The sequence below is a fragment of the Micromonospora sp. NPDC051300 genome, assembly GCF_044455315.1.
GTDB classification, from domain to species: Bacteria; Actinomycetota; Actinomycetes; order Mycobacteriales; family Micromonosporaceae; genus Micromonospora; species Micromonospora robiginosa.
Genome location: NZ_JBITEP010000008.1, coordinates 176,837 through 197,276, shown reverse-complemented (window position 1 = coordinate 197,276; position 20,440 = coordinate 176,837). Strand labels below are relative to the sequence as shown.

General features: G+C 71.1%; 16 protein-coding genes. 9 read left to right on the top strand and 7 right to left on the bottom strand.

Annotated elements, in window-relative coordinates; all coding sequences use genetic code 11:
- Window positions 1–2: 2 nt before the first annotated feature.
- Window positions 3–2,522, bottom strand: a complete 2,520-nt coding sequence (gyrA, locus tag ACIA5A_RS12065) for a DNA gyrase subunit A (protein ID WP_396759982.1) — start codon at window positions 2,520–2,522, stop codon at window positions 3–5.
- 132 nt (window positions 2,523–2,654) lie between these two features.
- Window positions 2,655–4,601 carry a DNA topoisomerase (ATP-hydrolyzing) subunit B gene (gene gyrB / locus ACIA5A_RS12060; RefSeq protein WP_396759979.1) on the bottom strand — a complete coding sequence of 649 codons (1,947 nt, stop codon included), beginning with the start codon at window positions 4,599–4,601 and terminating at the stop codon, window positions 2,655–2,657.
- 545 nt (window positions 4,602–5,146) lie between these two features.
- Between gyrB and ACIA5A_RS12055 the strand changes: the two genes are divergently transcribed.
- The gene (locus ACIA5A_RS12055) at window positions 5,147–5,701 is read left to right on the top strand and encodes a hypothetical protein (RefSeq protein ID WP_396759976.1); all 555 of its coding nucleotides are present in this window, start codon (window positions 5,147–5,149) and stop codon (window positions 5,699–5,701) included.
- A 7-nt stretch (window positions 5,702–5,708) separates the two neighbouring features.
- Here ACIA5A_RS12055 and ACIA5A_RS12050 read toward each other — a convergent pair whose 3' ends face one another.
- The 5 genes from ACIA5A_RS12050 to dnaA form a co-directional block, all read right to left on the bottom strand.
- Window positions 5,709–6,389 (bottom strand): DUF721 domain-containing protein, encoded by a 681-nt coding sequence (locus ACIA5A_RS12050; protein WP_396759973.1) that lies wholly within the window; start codon window positions 6,387–6,389, stop codon window positions 5,709–5,711.
- The gene (recF, locus tag ACIA5A_RS12045; protein ID WP_396759970.1) at window positions 6,379–7,512 is read right to left on the bottom strand and encodes a DNA replication/repair protein RecF; all 1,134 of its coding nucleotides are present in this window, start codon (window positions 7,510–7,512) and stop codon (window positions 6,379–6,381) included. The genes ACIA5A_RS12050 and recF overlap by 11 nt, the downstream gene beginning before the upstream one ends.
- Before the next feature lie 16 nt (window positions 7,513–7,528).
- Complete coding sequence (gnd, locus tag ACIA5A_RS12040) at window positions 7,529–8,401, bottom strand: phosphogluconate dehydrogenase (NAD(+)-dependent, decarboxylating) (RefSeq protein WP_396759967.1); 873 nt, start codon at window positions 8,399–8,401, stop codon at window positions 7,529–7,531.
- A 39-nt stretch (window positions 8,402–8,440) separates the two neighbouring features.
- Entirely contained in the window at window positions 8,441–9,574 is a 1,134-nt protein-coding gene (gene dnaN / locus ACIA5A_RS12035; RefSeq protein ID WP_396759964.1) for a DNA polymerase III subunit beta, read from the bottom strand.
- Window positions 9,575–10,369: 795 nt separating this feature from the next.
- A complete protein-coding gene (gene dnaA, locus ACIA5A_RS12030; protein WP_396759961.1) occupies window positions 10,370–12,190 on the bottom strand; it encodes a chromosomal replication initiator protein DnaA in 1,821 nt (606 codons plus the stop codon).
- Window positions 12,191–12,761: 571 nt separating this feature from the next.
- On the opposite strand from dnaA, the gene rpmH reads away from it, so the two are divergent.
- The 8 genes from rpmH to ACIA5A_RS11990 all read left to right on the top strand — a co-directional run bounded on the left by rpmH (window position 12,762) and on the right by ACIA5A_RS11990 (window position 19,196).
- Window positions 12,762–12,899 (top strand): 50S ribosomal protein L34, encoded by a 138-nt coding sequence (gene rpmH / locus ACIA5A_RS12025; protein ID WP_091061882.1) that lies wholly within the window; start codon window positions 12,762–12,764, stop codon window positions 12,897–12,899.
- Window positions 12,900–12,933: 34 nt separating this feature from the next.
- Window positions 12,934–13,344, top strand: a complete 411-nt coding sequence (gene rnpA, locus ACIA5A_RS12020; RefSeq protein WP_396759958.1) for a ribonuclease P protein component — start codon at window positions 12,934–12,936, stop codon at window positions 13,342–13,344.
- A 41-nt stretch (window positions 13,345–13,385) separates the two neighbouring features.
- Entirely contained in the window at window positions 13,386–13,625 is a 240-nt protein-coding gene (gene yidD / locus ACIA5A_RS12015) for a membrane protein insertion efficiency factor YidD (RefSeq protein ID WP_357332855.1), read from the top strand.
- 3 nt (window positions 13,626–13,628) lie between these two features.
- Window positions 13,629–14,615, top strand: coding sequence for a membrane protein insertase YidC (yidC, locus tag ACIA5A_RS12010; RefSeq protein WP_396759954.1), 987 nt, complete (start codon window positions 13,629–13,631; stop codon window positions 14,613–14,615).
- A gap of 217 nt (window positions 14,616–14,832) precedes the next feature.
- Complete coding sequence (locus ACIA5A_RS12005; RefSeq protein WP_396759951.1) at window positions 14,833–15,411, top strand: protein jag; 579 nt, start codon at window positions 14,833–14,835, stop codon at window positions 15,409–15,411.
- Window positions 15,412–15,785: 374 nt separating this feature from the next.
- A complete protein-coding gene (gene rsmG, locus ACIA5A_RS12000; RefSeq protein WP_396760160.1) occupies window positions 15,786–16,538 on the top strand; it encodes a 16S rRNA (guanine(527)-N(7))-methyltransferase RsmG in 753 nt (250 codons plus the stop codon).
- 243 nt (window positions 16,539–16,781) lie between these two features.
- Window positions 16,782–18,122, top strand: coding sequence for an AAA family ATPase (locus tag ACIA5A_RS11995; RefSeq protein WP_396759948.1), 1,341 nt, complete (start codon window positions 16,782–16,784; stop codon window positions 18,120–18,122).
- A 27-nt stretch (window positions 18,123–18,149) separates the two neighbouring features.
- Window positions 18,150–19,196, top strand: a complete 1,047-nt coding sequence (locus ACIA5A_RS11990) for a ParB/RepB/Spo0J family partition protein (protein ID WP_396759945.1) — start codon at window positions 18,150–18,152, stop codon at window positions 19,194–19,196.
- Window positions 19,197–20,440 lie beyond the last annotated feature (1,244 nt).

Sequence of the window (20,440 nt, the reverse complement as noted above, 5' to 3'; positions counted from 1 at the left end):
AACTAGTCCTGTTCGTCAGGCTCGTCGGCATTGCGAGCAATCGCCACGATAGTCACGCCGTCCGGGAGGTCCATCAGCTTGACCCCCATTGTGTTCCGGTCACGCGTACGGCGTACAGGCTTCACCGGAGTCCGGATGACGCCGCCGTTGCTCGTGATGGCGAACAGCTCGTCCTCCGGATCGATCACGGCCGCGCCGACCAGACCACCCCGTCGCTCGGTGATCTTGGCAGTCAACACGCCCTTACCTCCCCGGCCCTGGACCGGGTATTCCTCGATCGGGGTACGTTTCGCGTAGCCCCCGTTCGTCGCGACCAGGACGTCCAGACCCTCCCGCACGACCTCGACGGCGAGCAGCTCGTCCTCGCCGCTGAAGCGCATGCCGATCACCCCCGAGGTGGCCCGGCCCATCGGACGCAGGGCCTCGTCGGTGGCGTTGAAGCGGATCGCCTGCGCGTTCTTGGAAACCAGCAACAGGTCGTCCTCCGGCGCCACCAGGACCGCGCCGACCAGCTCGTCCTCATCGCGCAGGTTCACCGCGATGATGCCGCCGGACCGGTTGGAGTCGAACTCCTCGAGCCGTGTCTTCTTCACCAGGCCGTTCTTCGTGGCCAGTACCAGGTAGGGCGCCACCTGGTAGTTCGGGATTTCGATGATCTGCGCGATCTGCTCGTCCGGTTGGAACGCGAGCAGATTGGCCACGTGCTGGCCCTTGGCCACCCTACTGGCCTCGGGAAGCTCGTACGCCTTCGCCCGGTAGACCCGACCCTTGTTCGTGAAGAACAGGATCCAGTCGTGGGTAGAGCATACGAAGAAGTGGCTCACGATGTCGTCCTGCCGGAGCGTCGCCCCGCTCACGCCCTTGCCGCCACGGCGCTGCGACCGGTAGAGGTCGACCTTGGTCCGCTTCGCGTACCCGGTGCGGGTGATCGTCACGACCACGTCCTCGCGGGCGATGAGGTCCTCCATCGAGACCTCGCCGTCGAACGGGATGATTTTGGTGCGCCGGTCGTCGCCCCACTTGGCGACGATCTCGCCCAGCTCGTCGGAGACGATCTTCCGCTGCCGCTCCGGCTTGGCCAGGATGTCCTTGAGGTCGGCGATCTCCACCTCGAGCTTGGCCAGGTCGTCCAGGATCCGCTGCCGCTCCAGCGCGGCCAGGCGGCGCAGCTGCATGTCCAGGATCGCGGTCGCCTGGACCTCGTCGATCTCCAGCAGCCGGATCAGGCCCTGCCGCGCGTCCTCCACCGTGGGCGAGCGCCGGATCAGCGCGATCACCTCGTCGAGGGCGTCCAGCGCCTTGGACAGACCGCGCAGGATGTGCGCCCGCTCCTCCGCCTTGCGCAGCCGGAACGCGGTCCGCCGGCGGATGACCTCGATCTGGTGCTCGACGTAGTAGCGGATGAACTGCGCCAGGTTGAGCGTGCGCGGCACCCCGTCGACGAGCGCCAGCATGTTGGCGCCGAACGTCTCCTGGAGCTGCGTGTGCTTGTAGAGGTTGTTCAGCACCACCTTGGCGACCGCGTCGCGCTTGAGCACCAGCACGATCCGCATGCCGGTACGCCCGGAGGACTCGTCCCGGATGTCGGCGATGCCGGCGAGCTTGCCCTCCTTGATCAGCTCGGCGATGCGCTCGGCGAGGTTGTCCGGGTTGACCTGGTAGGGCAGCTCGCTGACCACGAGCGCCGGCCGGCCCCGCTTGTCCTCCTCCACCTCGACCACCGCGCGCATCCGGATCGAGCCGCGCCCGGTCCGGTAGGCGTCCTGGATGGCCTGCTGGCCGACGATCAGGCCGTGGGTCGGGAAGTCCGGACCCTTGACGATCTCCAGCAGCGCTTCCAGCGTGGTCGCCTCGTCGGCGTCCGGGTTCTCCAGGCACCACTGCACCGCCGCGCCGATCTCGCGCAGGTTGTGCGGCGGGATCTTGGTGGCCATGCCGACCGCGATGCCCTCGGAGCCGTTGATCAGCAGGTTCGGGATGCGCGACGGCAGGATGGTGGGCTCCTTGGCCCGGCCGTCGTAGTTGTCCTGCAGGTCGACGGTGTCCTCGTCGATGTCCCGCAGCATCTCCATGGCGAGCGGGTCGAGCTTGCACTCGGTGTATCGCATGGCCGCGGCCGGGTCGTTGCCCGGCGAGCCGAAGTTGCCGTTGCCGTCGACGAGCGGGTAGCGCAGCGACCACGGCTGCGCCATCCGGACCAGCGCGTCGTAGATGGCCGAGTCACCGTGCGGGTGGAACTGGCCCATCACGTCGCCGACGACGCGGGAGCACTTCACGTAGCCGCGGTCCGGCCGGTAGCCGGAGTCGAACATGGCGTAGAGGATCTTGCGGTGGACCGGCTTGAGCCCGTCCCGGACGTCCGGCAGGGCGCGCCCGACGATGACGCTCATCGCGTAGTCGAGGTACGAGCGCTGCATCTCGACCTCGAGGCCGACCGGCTCGATCCGGTCGTGCTGGACGACCGCGGCCAGGGTCTCCGGGGTCTCCGGCTCGTTCGGGGTGGACTCGGGAGTATCGGTCACTGTTAACCCTTATCAGACTCAGAGTCGTGATCTAGCTGTGGATAACGGCTGTGGAAAGCGGCCAGACTGTGGATAACTCTGTGGACCGCCGGGCCGGCCGGTGGATCTCCGGCCGACCCGGGCGCGCGTCCGTCAGATGTCCAGGAACCGCACGTCCTTGGCGTTGCGCTGGATGAACGACCGGCGTGCCTCGACGTCCTCGCCCATCAGCACGCTGAACAGCTCGTCCGCGGTGGCGGCGTCGTCGAGCGTGACCTGGCGCAGCGTGCGCGTCGCCGGGTTCATCGTGGTCTCCCAGAGCTCGGGGTAGTTCATCTCACCGAGACCCTTGAACCGCTGGATGTCGTCCGGCCTGGCGTTGGCCTTCTTCTGCTGGCGCAGCGCGATCAGCCCGTCGCGTTCCCGGTCCGAGTACGCGTACTGGGCGTCGTCGCCCTTCTTGTTCCACTTGATCTTGTAGAGCGGCGGGGCGGCCAGGTAGACGTGGCCCAGCTCGACGAGCGGCCGCATGAAGCGGAACAGCAGGGTGAGCAGCAGCGTCTGGATGTGCTGGCCGTCGACGTCGGCGTCGGCCATCAGCACGATCTTGTGGTAGCGCAGCTTCTCGATGTCGAAGTCGTCGTGGATGCCGGTGCCGAGCGCGGTGATCAGCGCCTGCACCTCGTTGTTCTTGAGCACCCGGTCGATCCGGGCCTTCTCCACGTTGAGGATCTTGCCGCGGATGGGCAGGATGGCCTGGGTGCGCGGGTCGCGACCCTGCTTCGCCGAGCCGCCGGCCGAGTCACCCTCGACGATGAAGACCTCGGACTCCCGCGGGTCGGTCGACTGGCAGTCGGCCAGCTTGCCCGGCATCGAGCCGGACTCCAGCAGCGACTTGCGCCGGGCCAGCTTGCGTGCCTGCTGGGCGGCGATGCGGGCGCGGGCGGCCTGGGACGCCTTGGTGATGATCGTCTTGGCCTCGGCCGGGTTGCGGTCGAACCAGTCGACGAGCGACTCGTTGCAGACCCGCTGGACGAAGCCCTTGACCGGGGTGTTGCCCAGCTTGGTCTTGGTCTGCCCCTCGAACTGCGGGTCGGTCAGCTTGACCGAGATGATCGCGGCCAGGCCCTCACGGATGTCCTCCCCGGAGAGGCGCTCGTCGCCCTTGAGCAGCTTCTTTTCCGTGCCGTAGCGGTTGACCACGCTGGTCAGCGCCGCCCGGAAGCCCTCCTCGTGGGTGCCGCCCTCGTGGGTGTTGATGTTGTTGGCGAAGGTGTAGACCGACTCGCCGTAGGACTCGTTCCACTGCATGGCGATCTCGACCGACATGCCGGTCTCCTCGGAACCGAACTCGACCACCGTCTTGTGGATCGGGCTCTTCGAGGCGTTCAGGTGCCGGACGAAGTCGGCGATGCCGCCGTCGTAGTGGAAGGTGACCTCGCGGGTCTTGCCCTCCTCGTCCTCCGGCACCCGCTCGTCGAGCAGGTGGATGGTGAGGCCGCGGGTGAGGAAGGCCATCTCCTGCAGGCGCCGGTAGATGGTGTGGAAGTCGAAGTCGACCGTCTCGAAGACGTCCGGGTCGGGCCAGAAGGACACCGCGGAGCCGGTGCGGTCAGTCGACTCGCCCTTCTCCAGCGGGGTCGGCTTGGAGTGGTCGTAGCGCTGCCGCCAGACGAAGCCGTCCTTGTGGATCTCCACGGCCATCCGGGTGGAGAGCGCGTTGACCACGGAGACGCCGACGCCGTGCAGGCCGCCGGAGACCGCGTACGCCTTGCCGTCGAACTTGCCGCCCGCGTGCAGCACGGTCAGCGCGACCTCGACACCCGGCTTCTTCAGCTTGGGGTGCAGGTCGACCGGGAAGCCTCGGCCGTTGTCGGTGACCCGGACGCCCCCGTCGGTCAGCAGCACCACGTCGATGGTGTCGCAGTAGCCGGCCAGCGCCTCGTCCACCGCGTTGTCGACGACCTCCCACACCAGGTGGTGCAGGCCGCGTTCGCCGGTGGACCCGATGTACATACCGGGCCGCTTCCGGACCGCTTCCAGGCCCTCGAGCACGGTGATGGACTCGGCACCGTACTTCTTGTTGTCCTCCGCTGCCACGCTCGGCCACTTTCTCGCACCGACCGCGCCTGGGCGCGGGGCGCGGGTTCGGCGGACAGGACGCGACGTCGGCCCGCCCGGACCGCCCCGGGATCACCGGGTCACGGATCGTGCGCGCCGGGCGCCGCGGATGCCCGCGGATCGCGATCGGCTCGGACCCGATGTGGGACAATGATCAAGGGCCCTGCGGGCCCATGTCCGTCGCTCCGTGTCGGGTCTTTCGTCTCGCCTCCAATCTTACTGTGCGCAGCCGACCAAACCGCCACTCGGCACCCCTTGAGGGCGGCTGAGAATGCCGTAGCCGGACGAACCTCGCTGCCCGCGACTCCCCCTACACGCCAGCGACACCGTGCCGCGCCACCGGCCACCGTGAGCGGCGGAGGTCCCCGGCCCATGATCCACCGCCGCCCGTGACCGGGGGTCGCGGCGGAACCCGACGTGCCGTACCTTTTGCGGCGCCGCCGTTGCGGTCTTGATCTTTCACGCCCGGACCGGGGACCATCGGCGGAGACGGTCCGACAGACGCTTGGTGAGAGGTGACGCAGATGGGGCTGGACAACGTCGCGGTGCACTGGCCGCGTACCGGCCGCTTCTACGATCCGGTCGCGCCGGCCGAGTTCGTGGACTTCGGCGAGATCGTGGACGTGCCCCGCATCTCCGCGCCGACCGCCGCGCTCGCCGAGCTGATCGCGAAGACCGGCACCGTGCGGGCGACCGCCTACACGGAACTGGTCGACCTGATCCTCGGGCTGGAGAATGTGCTCTACGCCACGGAGAACGCGGCCGAGGACGAGGACCCGGTGATCGACCCGGACGGCTGCGCCTGGATCGCCGAGGGCGTGGAGAAGTTCGTCACCCGGCACCGGCCCTACGGCGAGACGGTGACGTTCGAGTCGGTGAGCGAGGTGCTGCGCGCGCTGCTCGGCGACGGTCGGCTGGCCGAGCAGCAGCTCCGCTGGCTGGACAGCCGGCTGGACAAGCTGCGCGACGACAGCGGCGAGCCGCCGCAGTGGAACTTCACCTGCGCCGAGCTGAGCGTGCTGGCCGCGTTCTACCGGCGCTGCGCGGATCGCGGCTTCGCCGTCTACGCGGACGTGTGACGCCCGCTCAGCCGTAGGTGTCGCGCGGGCCGCGCCCGCGTACCCGCCGGGGGCCGCGCGACCACGACGGCGCGGCCGGGCCGTGGATGTGCAGCTTGCGCACCACGTTGTGGCCCACCTCGCTGGCGATCTGCTTGAGCAGCGAACCGGCCAGCAACCGGAGCTGGGTCGCCCACGCCGTCGAACGCGCCTCCACGGTCAGCTCGCCGTTCTCCAGCTTGACCGGGCGGCTGTGCTGGGCGACCTCCGGGCCGACCACCCTCTCCCATGCGCCGAAGACGGTCGCCTCGGCCGCCGGCTGCTGCCAGCCGCGCGCCTTGACCAGCTTGTCGAGCACCGCCCCGAGCGGCTGCGGGTCGCGCGGGTCCGGGCCCGGGCCGGAGTAGCCGCGCAGCCGCTTCTCGCCGTCGCCCCGCACCGCGCTGCGCCGCCGGGTGCCGGCCGCGGCCTGACGCCTGGCCTTCGCCGCGTCCAGCACCGCCCGGGCCAGCTCCGGCCCGGCCGCGCCCTCCGGCGCCGCGCCCGGCTCGCCGTCCGCCGGCTTCCCGGGGGTACGCGCCGCGGCCCGCTCGCCGTCCGCCGCTTTCCCGGGGGTACGCGCGTCCGGCCCGCCCCGGCCCGACGTCCCGCCGTCGCGCCCCGGCCCCAGCCGGGCCGGCGGGAGCCGCACCTCGTCGTCATTCGGCACGTCGTACCGTCCCCTCGCCGACCGTCCAGCGGGTGCCGCGCAGCGTCGCCGGCACGTCGTCGTCCACCGCGCAGGTGACCAGGAGCTGACTGGCGCCACCTACCAGCTCGGCCAGGCGTTCGCGCCGGCCGGCGTCCAGCTCCGCGAACACGTCGTCCAGCACCAGCACCGGCTCGATCCCGTCGGCACGCAGCAGGTCGTACCCGGCCAGCCGCAGCGCCAGCGCGTACGACCAGGACTCGCCGTGGCTGGCGTACCCCTTGGCGGGCAGCGGGCCGAGCGTGAGCGCCAGGTCGTCGCGGTGCGGGCCGACAAGCGTGGTGCCCCGTTCGATCTCGGCGGAGCGGTTCGCGGCCAGCGCGGTGGCCAGCGCCTCGGCCAGCGCGGCCCGGTCGGCGGCCGGCTCCGGCAGCTCGACCGAGGGCCGGTAGGCTATGCCGGCCGCGCCCCGGCCGGCCGCCACCGCGTCGTACGCCTTCGCCACGTGCGGGGTGAGCGCGGCGACCAGTTCCAGCCGGCCGGCGAGCAGGTCGGTGCCGTGCTGCGCCAGGTGGGTGTCCCAGACGGCGAGCGTGGACAGGTCGCCGCCGCGCGAGCCGCCGGTCTTGCGGGCGAGGTAGGACGTGCGCAGCAGCGCGTTGCGCTGCTTGACCACCCGCTCGTAGTCGGCGCGCACGCCGGCGTAGCGGGGTTGCCGGGTGACCAGCAGGTCGTCGAGGTAGCGGCGGCGCTCGGCCGGGTCACCCCGGACGAGTTCCAGGTCCTCCGGGGCGAAGAGCACCAGCCGAAGCGCGCCGAGCACGTCCCGGGCACGGCGGGCCGGGGATCGACCGAGCCGGGCCCGGTTGGCCTTGCCCGGGACGATCTCCAGCTCGACCAGCAGCTCCCGGCCCTCGTGCACCACGGCGCAGCGGATCACCGCCGAGCTGGCACCCATCCGGACCAGCGGGGCGTCCGTGGCGACCCGGTGCGAGTCCAGGGTCGCCACGTAGCCCAACGCCTCGACCAGATTGGTCTTGCCGACGCCGTTGGCGCCGACCAGCACGTTCGGGCCGGGCTCCAGATCGACGCCGACCCGCTCGTACGAACGGAAGTCGACCAGTTCGAGCCGGCGGACGTACACAGGCTGTGGATACCGGTCAGCGCTTGTGGACGGCGTGACCGCCGAACTGCTGGCGCAGCGCGGCGACGGCCTTCATGGCGGGCGAGTCGTCCTGCCGGGAGGCGAACCGGGCGAAGAGGGAGGCGGTGATGACGTTGAGCGGCACGGCGAGCCGGACCGCCTCGTCGACCGTCCACCGACCCTCGCCGGTGTCCTCGGTGTAGCCGCTCAGCTCGGCCAGCTCCGGGTCCTCGTCGAGCGCCCGGTCGAGCAGGTCGAGCAGCCAGGACTGGACGACGGTGCCCTTGCGCCAGGACTTCACCACACCGGGGACGTTCGTCACCAGTTCGGACGCGGAGAGCAGCTCGAAGCCCTCGGCGTAGGCGTGCATCAGGCCGTACTCGATGCCGTTGTGCACCATCTTGGCGTAGTGGCCGGCACCGACCGGGCCGGCGTGCACGAAGCCGAACTCGCCCTCGGGACGCAGTGCGTCGAAGATCGGCATGAGCCGTTCGACGTGCTGCTGCGCGCCGCCGACCATCAGCCCGTAGCCGTTCTGCCGGCCCCAGACGCCACCGGAGACGCCGACGTCGACGTAGCCGATGCCGTGCTCGTTCAGGCGCTCGGCGCGCGGGGCGTCGTCGCTGAACCGGGAGTTGCCGCCGTCGATGATGATGTCGCCCTCGCCGAGCACGCCGGCGAGCTCGTCGATGGTGGCGTCGGTGACGCCGGCCGGGACCATGACCCAGACCGCGCGCGGCGACTCGAGCTTCTCGGCCAGCTCCGCGAGGCTCGCGGCGTCACTGAGCTCCGGGTTGCGGTCGTAGCCGACCACCTCGTGCCCGGCGGCGCGCAACCGCTCGCGCATGTTGCCGCCCATCCGGCCGAGTCCTACCAGGCCGAGCTGCATGTGCTGCTACCTCCGTACGTGGGGTGGTGCTGCCTGCGATCAGCGGGAGACGCGGATCGGCATGATGAGGTACCGGTACCCCGGAATGACCTCGCCATCCTCGCCGGCCGGGGAAAGGACCGCGGGCTTGAACGCGTCGACGAAGCGCAGCAGGGCGAACTGGGCGCCCAGGTTGGCCAGGCCGTCGATCAGGTATTGCGGGTTGAAGCCGATGGTGAGCGGGTCGCCGCTGAAGGTGGCCTCCATGGCCTCGCTGGCCCGGGCCTCCTCGGTCCCGCCGGCCTCCACCACGAGGCCGTCGGAGCTGAAGCTGAGCAGCACCGGGGTGGTGCGCTCGGCGACCAGCGCCACCCGCTTGACCACCTCGATGAGCGTGGCGACCGGGACGCGGGCCTCGGCGTTGTGGTCCGCCGGGAACAACGAGCGCACCGGCGGGTAGTTGGCGCCGTCGAGCAGGCGGCTGGTGGTCCGGCGGGTGCCGCCGGAGAAGCCGATCATGCCCTCGCCGGCGCCGCCGGACGAGAGCGCCATGGTCACGTGGCCACCGAGCGGGCCGAGCGCCTTGGCGGTGTCGTTGAGCGTGCGGGCCGGCACCAGCGCGTTGAGGCTGATCTCCGGGTCGTCCGGGTTCCACTCCATCTCGCGCAGCGCGAGGCGGTAGCGGTCGGTGGCGAGCATGGCCATCGTGCCGCCGGACAGTTCGAGCCGGACGCCGGTCATCATCGGCAGCGTCTCGTCACGCCCGGCGGCCACGGCGACCTGGGCCACGGCGGCGGCGAAGGCGGCCGCGTCGACGGTGCCGGCGCTCTCCGGCATCTCCGGGAGGGTCGGGTAGTCCTCCACCGGCATGGTGGGCAGCGTGAACCGGGCGCTGCCGCAGACCAGCTCCAGGTGGGCGCCGACGGCGGCGATGTCCACCGGCTTGGCCGGCAGCGCCTTGGTGATCTCGGCGAGCAGTCGACCGGAGACCAGCGCGGCGCCGTCCGCGTCACCCTGCACCTCGACGGTCACCTGGCTGGAGACCTCGTAGTCGAAGCCGGAGACCTGCAGGTTGCCGTCGGTCACCCGGAGCATCACCCCGGCCAGCACCGGGACGGAGGGCCGGTTGGGCAGGCTCTTGGCGGTCCACGCGACCGCCTCGGCGAGCGCGTCGCGCTCCACTCGGAACTTCATCAATGCCTCCGCGTCGACGTCAGCGACAACTCTCTCATGCCGACCGCTGCCACCCGCCCCGCCCGACCGTGCGGGTACCCCTCGAACCTTAGGGCGCGAGGGCATCGGCTGTGCGCCCGACCCCGGTGGATCCAGGTGCCCGGGCGACTGCCGACGGCAGTGCACGACCCGATCCACAGGAAGTCCAACGGTGATGATTGGTTTTTGTTGTTTAGAAGAGATAACTCATCGTCTTCATCGCACCTGTGCAAACTGTGGAGAACCCGCGTCTGCCCAGGTCAGACAGGTTATCTACAGGTGGTTTCGCTGTGGAGAACCAGGGGTACAACTCGTGCCCCGGTCCACAGCCGTCGCCAGTCGCCGGGTTTTCCACCGCTGTCCACCGGTTGTCCACCGGTTATCCACGGGGTTTCTCCCCAGTGCTGTGGACGGCGCGGGCGACGCCGAGCGCCGTCATCCCCAGAACCTTCAACAGGTCGCCCACAGGCCGACCGTCGTCGGTGGACAACGGGCACGTTGTCCCCAGGCGTCCACAGGCTCGTCCCCAGGAGTTGTCCACAGTCTGTGGGTAACCGGCCGGATGCAGACGGTGGTTATCCACCGCCTGTGACACAGGGGGTGTGGACAACCGGTACGAGTTGTGGACGAGCACGACACCGATCCTGCGCCCTCCACCGGGTCGAGGGTCAACCGGCGGCGTCGACCGGGCCACCGCCGGCCCGCACCGAAGACGAAGAAACCCGGCCGGAGGCGTCCGGCCGGGCTGTCGTGACGGGGTACGGGGAGACGAGCGTCTCAGGTGTTCTGCTTGATCCGGTTCGTCAGCTCGGCGATCTGGTTGTAGAGCGAGCGCCGCTCCGCCATCTGCTGACGAATCTTCCGGTCGGCGTGCATCACCGTGGTGTGGTCGCGACCGCCGAACGCCTGCCCGATCCGGGGCAACGACAGGTCGGTCAGCTCACGACACAGGTACATGGCCACCTGACGGGCGTTGACCAGCACCCGGGACCGGGAGTGGCCGCGCAGGTCCTCCAGGCTCACCCCGAAGTACTCGGAGGTGGAGGCCATGATCTGGTCGGCGTTGATCTCGGGGCCGGCGCCGTCCGGCATGAAGTCCCGCAGCACCTCCTCGGCCAGCGACAGCTCGACCGAGGACCGGGTGAGACTGGCGAACGCGGTGACCCGGATCAGCGCGCCCTCGAGCTCCCGGATCGAGTTCGACACCCGGGAGGCGATGAACTCCAGCACGTCCGGCGGGGCGTACATCCGCTCCTGCGCCGCCTTCTTCTGCAGGATCGCGATCCGGGTCTCCAGGTCCGGCGGCTGGATGTCGGCCAGCAGCCCCCACTCGAACCGGGTCCGCATCCGGTCCTCCAGCGTGGCGAGCTGGCGCGGCGACCGGTCGGACGTGATCACGATCTGCTTGTTGGCGTTGTGCAGGGTGTTGAAGGTGTGGAAGAACTCCTCCTGCGTCCGCTCCCGGTTCTCCAGGAACTGGATGTCGTCGATCAGGAGGATGTCCACGTCCCGGTAGCGGCGCTGGAACGCGCTGGTCTTGTCGTCCCGCAGCGAGTTGATGAAGTCGTTGGTGAACTCCTCGGTCGAGACGTACCGGACCGAGCGGGCGTTGCCCAACGTGGTGGCGTAGTGCCCGATGGCGTGCAACAGGTGGGTCTTGCCCAGCCCGGAGTGGCCGTAGATGAACAGCGGGTTGTACGCCTTGGCCGGCGACTCGGCCACCGCCACGCTCGCCGCGTGGGCGAACCGGTTGGACGAGCCGATGACGAACGTCTCGAACATGTACTTCGGGTTGAGTCGGTTGCCGCCGCTCTCCGTACCGCCGGGCAGGCGGCGGTCGCCCTGGCCGCCGGGACGGTGGTGGTCGAGCGCGCCGCGACCGGGGCCGTTGTCCGTCGCGCCGTCCCGCGGCAGGCCGCGCAGGGGCGGGGGGTCGGCCGGTCCGGGCGCCTCCCGGTAGCGCGGCTCGTAGCCGCCGGCGGCGGGGGCGGGTTGCTCGGCCCCGGGGCGCTCGTCGAAGCCCCGGCGCTCGGGCGCGGCGCGGCGCGGTTCGGCGAAGACGGCGCCGAAGAGCGTGTCCTGACCGTCCCGGCCCGCCGGGATCAGGTGCGGCCGGCCGCCGTCGGCGTGGCGCTGCCGGGGGGCCGGCTCCTCCGCCTCGTGCTCCGGCAGCGGCTCGGCGTACCCCGGTTCGGGCCGTGGGGCGGGAAAAGTCGGCGGGGCCGGCGCCGGGCCGCCCCGGTCGAACCCGGGCAGCAGGTCGGCCGGGCCGTTCGGCTCGGGCAGCGGCTCCGGGTTGCTGCGGTAGACCGTGCCGGCCGGTCGACCGGCCGGGTCCTCGGCCACCCGGACGGTGACGGCCACCTGGATGTCGCGGCCGAGCCGGCGGCTCAACGCCTCGGTGATGGCCGGGCGGAGCCGGGACTCGATCACGTCCCGGGTGAAGGCGTCCGGGACGGAGAGCAGCGCGGTGTCCTCGACGATCGCCCGCAGCCGGGTCAGGCGCAGGTACGCGCGCTGCTGCGCGGAGATGATCTCGTCGGCGAGTTCCTCGGTGGCCGCCGCCCACACCGCGGCAAGGTCTGTCGCTCCGGTCACGTCGTGCCACCCCCTCGCCTGATCCTCACGCCCGCCCGGACGGCTGACCGGTCGTCATCCACAAGTTATCCACAGCCTGTGTGTACCGACCGATTGTGGCCGCCCACCGGACGCGGGTCGGACCTGCCCCCTGGATTCGCGGAGGCTTGAAGCGGGTTCACCGTGCCGAACGATTCAACAGCTTGTCCGGTCTTGCCGGCCGGCGACAAACCCGTACCGACGCCGACCGCAATCGCGCACGCTAACAGCGCGAACCCCGCGCCATCAACCGTCGACACCCGGCGGGCGTCCACGACATCCGGGAAATCCGCCCCCCCGGTCACCGTTCCGGCGCAGGTCGGGGACCGGAGTGGGAGGTTTGACGGTCATTGCGCCCCTGCGTAGGCTGGATCGGATGCTCTCTCGCCCTCTGCTAGGGTGATAGATGCTCGCTGTCCGTGGCCGCCTCCCGCACCGTCGGGGGCCGGGTCACCGGACAGCACCGATCGGAGGTCACCGTCGAGGTGATCTGGACCAGCACAGGACCCCGGGCGATCCGCCGCGCGGGGCGTACCACAACGGAGAGCCTGACGTGAGCAAGCGCACCTACCAGCCGAACAACCGCCGGCGCGCGAAGACCCACGGCTTCCGGCTGCGCATGCGCACCCGTGCCGGCCGCGCCATCCTGTCGACCCGTCGCGCCAAGGGCCGCACCCGCCTGGCGGCCTGAGGCCGTCCGGTCCGGTACGGGGACGTGGGCAGTCGTGCTGGCCGCCGCACAGCGACTGCGGCGCAGTAGCGACTTCGCCGCAGCGGTTCGCGGTGGCCGACGCGTCGGCCGCGGTGTCGTCGTGGTCCACCTGACGGTCCCCGGGCCGACCGACGCCGTGACACCCTCGCCGGAGCCGGCGCGGAGCAGCGGTGCGGAGAACTCCGCACCCCGCCGCGCCGGCTTCGTCGTGTCCAAGGCCGTCGGCGGCGCGGTGGTCCGCAACAAGGTCCGCCGCCGGCTCCGGCACCTCGTCCGGGAACGCCTGGCCGAGCTGCCCGCCGGGACCACCCTGGTGGTACGCGCCCTGCCGCCGGCCGCCGACGCGACGTACGCGCGGCTCGGCGCCGACCTGGACGCCGCCCTCACCGCCGCACGCGCCCCCCGGGGACGGCGGCCGCGATGACCGGTGGGACCACTGATCCGTCGCCGACTACCGGTGCCCGCATGCTGCTGGCGCCCATCATCGCGTACCGTCGGTGGATAAGTCCGGCACTGCCGGCCCGCTGCCGGTTCTACCCGTCGTGCAGTGCCTACGCCGTGGAGGCGGTGTCCCGGCACGGTGCGCTGCGGGGGGCCTGGCTGACGGTCCGGCGGCTGTCGCGCTGCCACCCCTTTCACCCAGGTGGACACGACCCGGTGCCGGAGCCGGGCGGTCGCCGCCGTGCCGACGTGACTGGAGCCTGAGAATTGAGTCTCGACTGGATCTACTACGCGATCTCGTGGATCCTGCTGACCTGGCACTCGGCCTGGGACGCCATCGGGGTGCCGGTCGGCGCGGTCATCGGCACGAACTGGGCCTGGATCCTCGCGATCATCTTCCTGGTGGTGACGGTCCGGGTGATCCTGTTCCCGGTCTTCGTCAAGCAGATCAAGTCCCAGCGTGCCATGCAGGCGCTCCAGCCGAAGGTGAAGGAGCTCCAGGAGAAGCACAAGGGTGACCGGGAGACGCTCCAGAAGGAGATGATGGAGCTCTATCGGAAGGAAAAGGCCAACCCCCTGATGGGCTGCCTTCCGATGTTCCTCCAGATCCCCGTCTTCCTGGGCCTGTTCCACACGCTCAAGCGGCTCAACCCGGAGAACGGCGGCAAGACCCTCTACGGCTGGACCGTCGACCAGTTCAACAGCGCCTCCAGCGCGAAGCTCTTCACCGCCCCCATCTCCGGCCGGTTCGGCTCCACCGCCGCCGACCTGGCCCCGCTGGGCGCGAACACCGGCACGGTGAAGGTCATCGCCGGCGTGCTGGTGCTGATCATGATCGCCACCACCTACCTGACCAGCCGCCAGATGATCCTCAAGACCGGCTGGGCGGAGGACCCGCAGCAGCGCATGGTGCAGCGCCTGATGCTCTACGGCATCCCGGTCTCGCTGCTGGTCTCCGGTTCGATCTTCCCGATCGGTGTGATCATCTACTGGGTGACCAACAACCTCTTCACCCTCGGCCAGCAGCAGTGGGTGCTGCGGAAGTTCCCGCCGCTGGTGCCGCCGAAGAAGGCCACCACCGCCGGCGGCAAGAGCCCGGTCCAGCCGGCCAAGACCGGCCTGCTGGGCCGCAAGACCGCCCAGCCGGCGGTCAAGGCGCCGGCGGCCGCGCCGAAGGTGGCCGGCCCGAAGCCGGGCGCCAAGCCGGTCAACCCGAAGAAGGCCGGCAACCGCCCCGCCAAGCGACAGGGCTGAGCACTCCGGGCCACCGCCGCGACCGGCGGTGGCCCGTCCGGTCCCCGAGCTGCCCTCCGAGGAGTAGGCGCCGGGCCGGAACCGCCGCGCACCGCGCGGTCACGGGCGAGACTGGCCCGTACGGACGTGCCCGAGAGGCAACCGGCGAACCTCCCGCCGGCTCCCGGGAAACCAGCGGACCTCGACGGTCCGGCCGAGCGAGTACGGAGATGAGACCGTGACCGACACCAGCATCCCCAGCGCCGACCAGTCCGTGGACGACGACGAGACCTCGGCCACCACCGAGACCGGCGAGGGCACCCCCGAGGCGCGGGAGAAGAAGGCCCCGGCCGACAGCGACCTCTTCCGGCAGAGCGAGATCGCCGCCGACTACGTCGAGGGCCTGCTGGACATCCTCGACTACGACGGCGACATCGACGAGCTGGTCTCCGGCGGCCGGCCGGTCGTCGAGGTGGTCGGCTCCCGCCTGCAGAACCTGGTCGGCCAGCGCGGCGCCACCCTGGAGGCGCTCCAGGAGCTGACCCGCCTCGCGGTCTTCCGGCAGACCGGGACGCCGAGCCGACTGCTGCTCGACGTCGGCGGCTACCGGGCGGCCCGGCGCAAGGAACTGGCCGCGGTCGCCAAGAACGCGGTCGAGAAGGTCAAGGAGCACGGCGAGGCGGTACGCCTGGAGCCGATGTCCGCGTTCGAGCGCAAGTGCGTGCACGACGTGGTCAACGCGATGAGCGGCGTGGAGAGCGAGTCGGAGGGCGTGGAGCCGAACCGTCGCATCGTCGTCCGACCGGTGACGGACTGAGGTCAGTGGCTTCCGGCGACACGACGGCGGACGCCGTGGCCGGCCCGGGTGGCACGCCGCCCGGGCCGGCCGCTGTGCGCCCCGACCCGATCTTCTCCGACGAGCAGCAGCCGACCGAGCCGCCGCACCTGCCCGAGAGCCCGGTGGACCCGGACTTCTCCGCCGAGCCGTCGACGGACGCGAGCGGAATCGAGCCGGCCGTGGCCCCGGTGACACCTGCCTTCTCCGGCGAGCCGGCGGAGGAAACCGACCCGGTTGAACCCGACGCGCCGGCCGGCGCGGCCGACCCGTTCTTCGCCGAGCCGGACGCGGTGGCCGAGCCGGCGTTCGCCGAGGCGTCCACCGTGGACGGCACCGACGCGCCGGTGACCGGCGTGCACCCCGACCCGGCCGACGCGTCGCTCCCGGCCGAACTGGCCGAGGCCGCCCGGACCCTCTTCGGCGACCGGCTCGACCTCGCCGCCGCGTACGCCGAACTGCTGGCCACGGAGGGCGTGGTCCGGGGCCTGATCGGGCCCCGCGAGACGCCCCGGCTCTGGGACCGGCACCTGCTCAACTGCGCGGTGGTGGCGGAGCGGATTCCGGAGGGCGCCAGCGTGATCGACGTCGGCTCCGGCGCCGGACTGCCCGGCCTGGTGCTGGCGATCGCGCGGCCCGATCTCACCGTGACGCTGGTGGAGCCGCTCGCCCGGCGGGTCTCGTTCCTGGTCGAGGCGGTGCAACGCCTCGGGCTGACCCGGTCGGTCCGGGTCTTCCGGGGACGGGCCGAGGAGGCGGCGGCCGGGTCCCGGGACCGCGACCCGCTGACCGCCGACGTCGTCACCGCGCGCGCCGTGGCCGCGTTGGACCGCCTCGCCACCTGGTGCCTTCCCCTGACGGTGCCCGGCGGCCGGTTGCTTGCCCTGAAGGGCGCGTCCGCGGCCGAGGAGATCACCGAGCACGCCGACGTCGTGGCTCGGCTCGGTGGTGGAGAGCCCGAGCTGCACCGGTGCGGAGTCGGGGTGATCGAGCCCGCCGCCATCGTGGTCGAGGTGGTTCGGGAGCGGGTGGTCCGACAGCCGAAGGCGAAGGGTGCGAAGCGCTCGCGCGGCGGTCGCCGGCGCGGCGGCCGGAATCGGGATCGCTGACCGGGCAAGGCTTCCGGACGGCGCCCCGGTCGTTGGACCGGGCAGGGAAGTGACCGGATCGATCTCAACCCGACATGGACCCGCCGCGCCCGTCGGCCGTAGGCTGACCGCGCGTCGATAGTGTGGAGCGGCGGTGCCGGGCGGCACCCGAACCCGACCGTTTCCGCCGGGCCGGTGACGCCGCGAAGAGCGGGGCCTGATTGACGGGCGCGGGCCGACATCCGGAGCGGGTAGGGATGACAGGTGCATGACGACGGCAGGTACGACGATCCACGGCTGACCGGACCCGGCGGGCGATCACCCGGCGATCCCGTTTCACGTGAAACCAACTACCAGGAGTGGGCGGTGAACGATCCCCGAGACGCATCCCCGCACCAGCCCGCCGATCCGACCCCGCGACCGGACGCGTCGCCGACCGGCGCCGTCCGGCCGGTCTCGTCCGCGCCGGCCAACGTACCGCCGGTCCGAGACCCGCACGACCCGAGCGACGGCCCGGTGAACGCCCCGACTCCCCGCCCGGCGGTGGCGCGCGCGAACGCCGCGGTTCCCGCCCGCTTCGAGCCGCAGCCACCGGTCTCCGCCGTGCCGCACCAAGCTGGCGCTCCGGACGCCGTCGAGGTACCCACCGACACGCCATTGGCGGCCGGGTTCGAGGCCGAGACCGACGCCGCCACGTACGTTTCACGTGAAACCCCGACGCGCGAAGAGGATGACCCACCGTTGGCTATGGAGGCGATGCGCGCCGTGCAGATCCTGAATCCCAGTGGCGAGGTCTCCATGCCCCGCCCCGACCGGACCCGGGTGATGTGCGTCGCCAACCAGAAGGGTGGCGTGGGCAAGACCACCACCACCGTGAACCTCGCGGTGGCGCTCGCGCTGCACGGCAATCGCGTGCTCGTGGTCGACCTCGACCCGCAGGGCAACGCGTCGACCGGGCTCAACGTGCCGCACCACACCGGTGTGCCGGACGTCTACGACTGCCTGATCGACAGCGTGCCCCTCGCGGAGGTGGCCCAAGCGGTCGAGGGCATCCCCAACCTGTGGTGCGTGCCGGCGACCATAGACCTGGCAGGTGCCGAGATCGAACTGGTCTCGGTGGTCGCCCGGGAGTCCCGCCTGTCCCGTGCGATCGAGGCGTACCCGGGTCACTTCGACTACGTCTTCATCGACTGCCCGCCCTCGCTCGGCCTGCTGACCGTCAACGCGCTGGTGGCCGCGCAGGAGGTGCTGATCCCGATCCAGTGCGAGTACTACGCGCTGGAGGGCCTCAACCAGTTGATAAACAACATCAACCTGGTACGCCAGCACCTGAACCCCAAGCTCGACGTCTCCACCATCCTGCTGACCATGTACGACAGGCGTACCCGGCTGGCCGACGCGGTGGAGCAGGACGTCCGGAACCACTTCGGCGACAAGGTCCTCCAGGCAGTCATCCCCCGCAACGTGCGCGTCTCCGAGGCACCGAGCTACGGCCAGTCGGTGATGACCTACGATCCCGGTTCGCGGGGTGCCACGAGCTACTTCGAGGCCGCCCAGGAGATCGCGGAGCGAGGGGTCAAGGAGCCGGTGAGCCGGAATGCGTAGCACGGAGAAGTCGCTGGGAGGCGTCGCATGAAGAACCGTCCCCGCGGCGGCCTCGGCCGAGGGCTCGGCGCCCTCATCCCCACCGCCCCACCGCCCGATGCGACGACGGCGGACGCGGAGCCGGAGGCGGCGCCCACGGCTCCTCCCTCCCCGGCTCTCCCGGCCGCCGGTTCCGCCACCGCCGGAACCGGCACGGTAGGCGCTAGCGCGGCGCCGGCTGTCGAACCCGAGATCGAACTGAGCCCGGTGCCCGGTGCGCGCTTCGCCGAGATCTCGGTCGACTCCATCGTGCCGAACCCGAAGCAGCCCCGGCACGTCTTCGACGAGGAGGCGCTGGAGGAGCTGAAGACCTCGATCCAGGAGGTCGGCTTCCTCCAGCCGATCGTCGTCCGCCAACTCGACAGCGAGAAGTACGAACTCGTCATGGGCGAGCGGCGCTGGCGCGCCGCCCAGGCGGTCGGCCGGGAGAGCATTCCCGCCATCGTCCGGGACACCAAGGACGACGCGATGCTCCGGGACGCGTTGCTGGAGAACATCCACCGCGCGAACCTGAACCCGCTCGAAGAGGCGGCGGCCTACCAGCAGCTCCTGGAGGAGTTCGGCGCCACCCATGAGGAGCTGGCGCGGCGGATCGGCCGCAGCCGTCCGCAGATCTCCAACACCATCCGCCTGATGAACCTCCCCCCCGTCGTGCAGCGGCGGGTCGCCGCCGGGGTGCTCTCCGCCGGACATGCCCGAGCACTCCTGAGCCTCGACGACGCCGAGGCTCAGGAGAAGCTCGCCACCCGCATCGTCGCCGAGGGCATCTCCGTACGCGGCACCGAGGAACTGGTTGCTCTGGCGCTCGCCGACGGGCCGGCGAAGGCCCCGGCCGCGAAGCGCCGCGCCAAGGCCCACGCGCCGGCCCTCTCCGATCTCGCCGACCGGCTCTCCGACCGGTTCGACACCCGGGTGAAGGTGGACATCGGCCGGAGCAAGGGCAAGATCACGATCGAGTTCGCGACGGTCGACGACCTGGAGCGGATCGTCGGCATCATCGGGGTGAGCGAAGAGGAGCAACTCAAGGAGGAGTGATCCCCGATCCGACCGCTTCCGGCCGCACTCCCTCTCGGGGTGCGGCCGGTGCCATTCCCGGCCCCTGGGCGTAGCGGCGTGGAACTCATCCGCGCGAACGCTGCGGCAGGCTCCTGCCCCTGGTGCATGACGAGCGACGGTGGAGCCAACGGGCACCCCGTTTCACGTGAAACCGGCCTGTTCCACGAGCCTCCGTCGGCCCGGTTGTCTGAGGTCCGTCCTCGAATCTCGGCGAGACGGCTCAGCTCCACTCTGCGCCACCGAAAGCTCGCACCCGTCGGTCCGGGCGCCACCCCGGTTCTCGGGCCGCAGGAGGCGATCTGCGGCCCTCGCCGGGGCGCGGCTTCTGGTCCGTCGGCCGGAACTCGTCGCCGGACTGTTGGCCCACCGGATCGCAGGGCTTGCAATCACGGCAGGCGCGATGTCCATCCGCCCGCTTGTGCAGGCGACGTCGTTCTTCACGAGGCCGGCTCTTCACGAGGCCGGCACCGAGGCGCCGCAAAGATGGCCGACCGGTGCGACGGTGGCTGCCCGGCGACACCCTGGCGGCCCGAACCCTTGGCAGGCTGGGGTGCAAGGGGTGCTGCTCGTTGCAGAAGAGTGGGCGAGACCGTAATCGCGCGCAGCGTCGCCCGCCGCACCAATGCCCTGTGCCTCCGCCGATGTTCCTTGCCTCCGCAGACCCTTCGCGCACGCCCCTCATCCGACTCCCGGGCACTCGCCGGTCGGATGGCCGGGGCATTGTCTCGTGTCGTTGCCGCCGTCACTTGAACCGTCGCCCTACCACCCGCACCCTCATCCACCTACCGGACACCCGCCGGCCGGGAGTCGGGACGGCCGGCGGGTGCCTCGGCGACCTGGGCCGCCCCGGACAGCCCCGGGGACTCGCCGCTCTGCGGCCCGAGTCGTCCGGCCGCTCCACCGCCTTGCCGGTTTTCAACCGCGCTCCCGGCCTCGACGCGCTGCCGTCTCCTTGGCCATCTCCGCCGCGCTACGGTCGCCGTCTCACCGCCCTGCCACCGCGCCACTCCTTGCGGGTCCCCTCGCCACCCCGTTCGCCGCTGCCGTCAAGCCGCCCGTCGTCCGCCAACGCCATCGCCCCCGAACCGCCTCACCCACTGGCCGGCGGAGTGGCAACAGCAGCTTCGGCCAAGCGAGCGGTATCGAGATCGCCGAGCCCGACGCTCCCTAGACTCCGGGGCCCCGCCAACCGCAACGGTCCTGGCACACAATCAGCCAGCCGC

Bases quoted from the DNA above. Each gene is read 5' to 3' on its own strand.
- yidD (WP_357332855.1), top strand. From the start codon at position 13,386: ATGCTGCTGGCGCCCATCATCGCGTACCGTCGGTGGATAAGTCCGGCA.
- ACIA5A_RS12055 (WP_396759976.1), top strand. From the start codon at position 5,147: ATGGGGCTGGACAACGTCGCGGTGCACTGGCCGCGTACCGGCCGCTTC.
- ACIA5A_RS11990 (WP_396759945.1), top strand. From the start codon at position 18,150: ATGAAGAACCGTCCCCGCGGCGGCCTCGGCCGAGGGCTCGGCGCCCTC.
- dnaN (WP_396759964.1), bottom strand. From the start codon at position 9,574: ATGAAGTTCCGAGTGGAGCGCGACGCGCTCGCCGAGGCGGTCGCGTGG.
- gnd (WP_396759967.1), bottom strand. From the start codon at position 8,401: ATGCAGCTCGGCCTGGTAGGACTCGGCCGGATGGGCGGCAACATGCGC.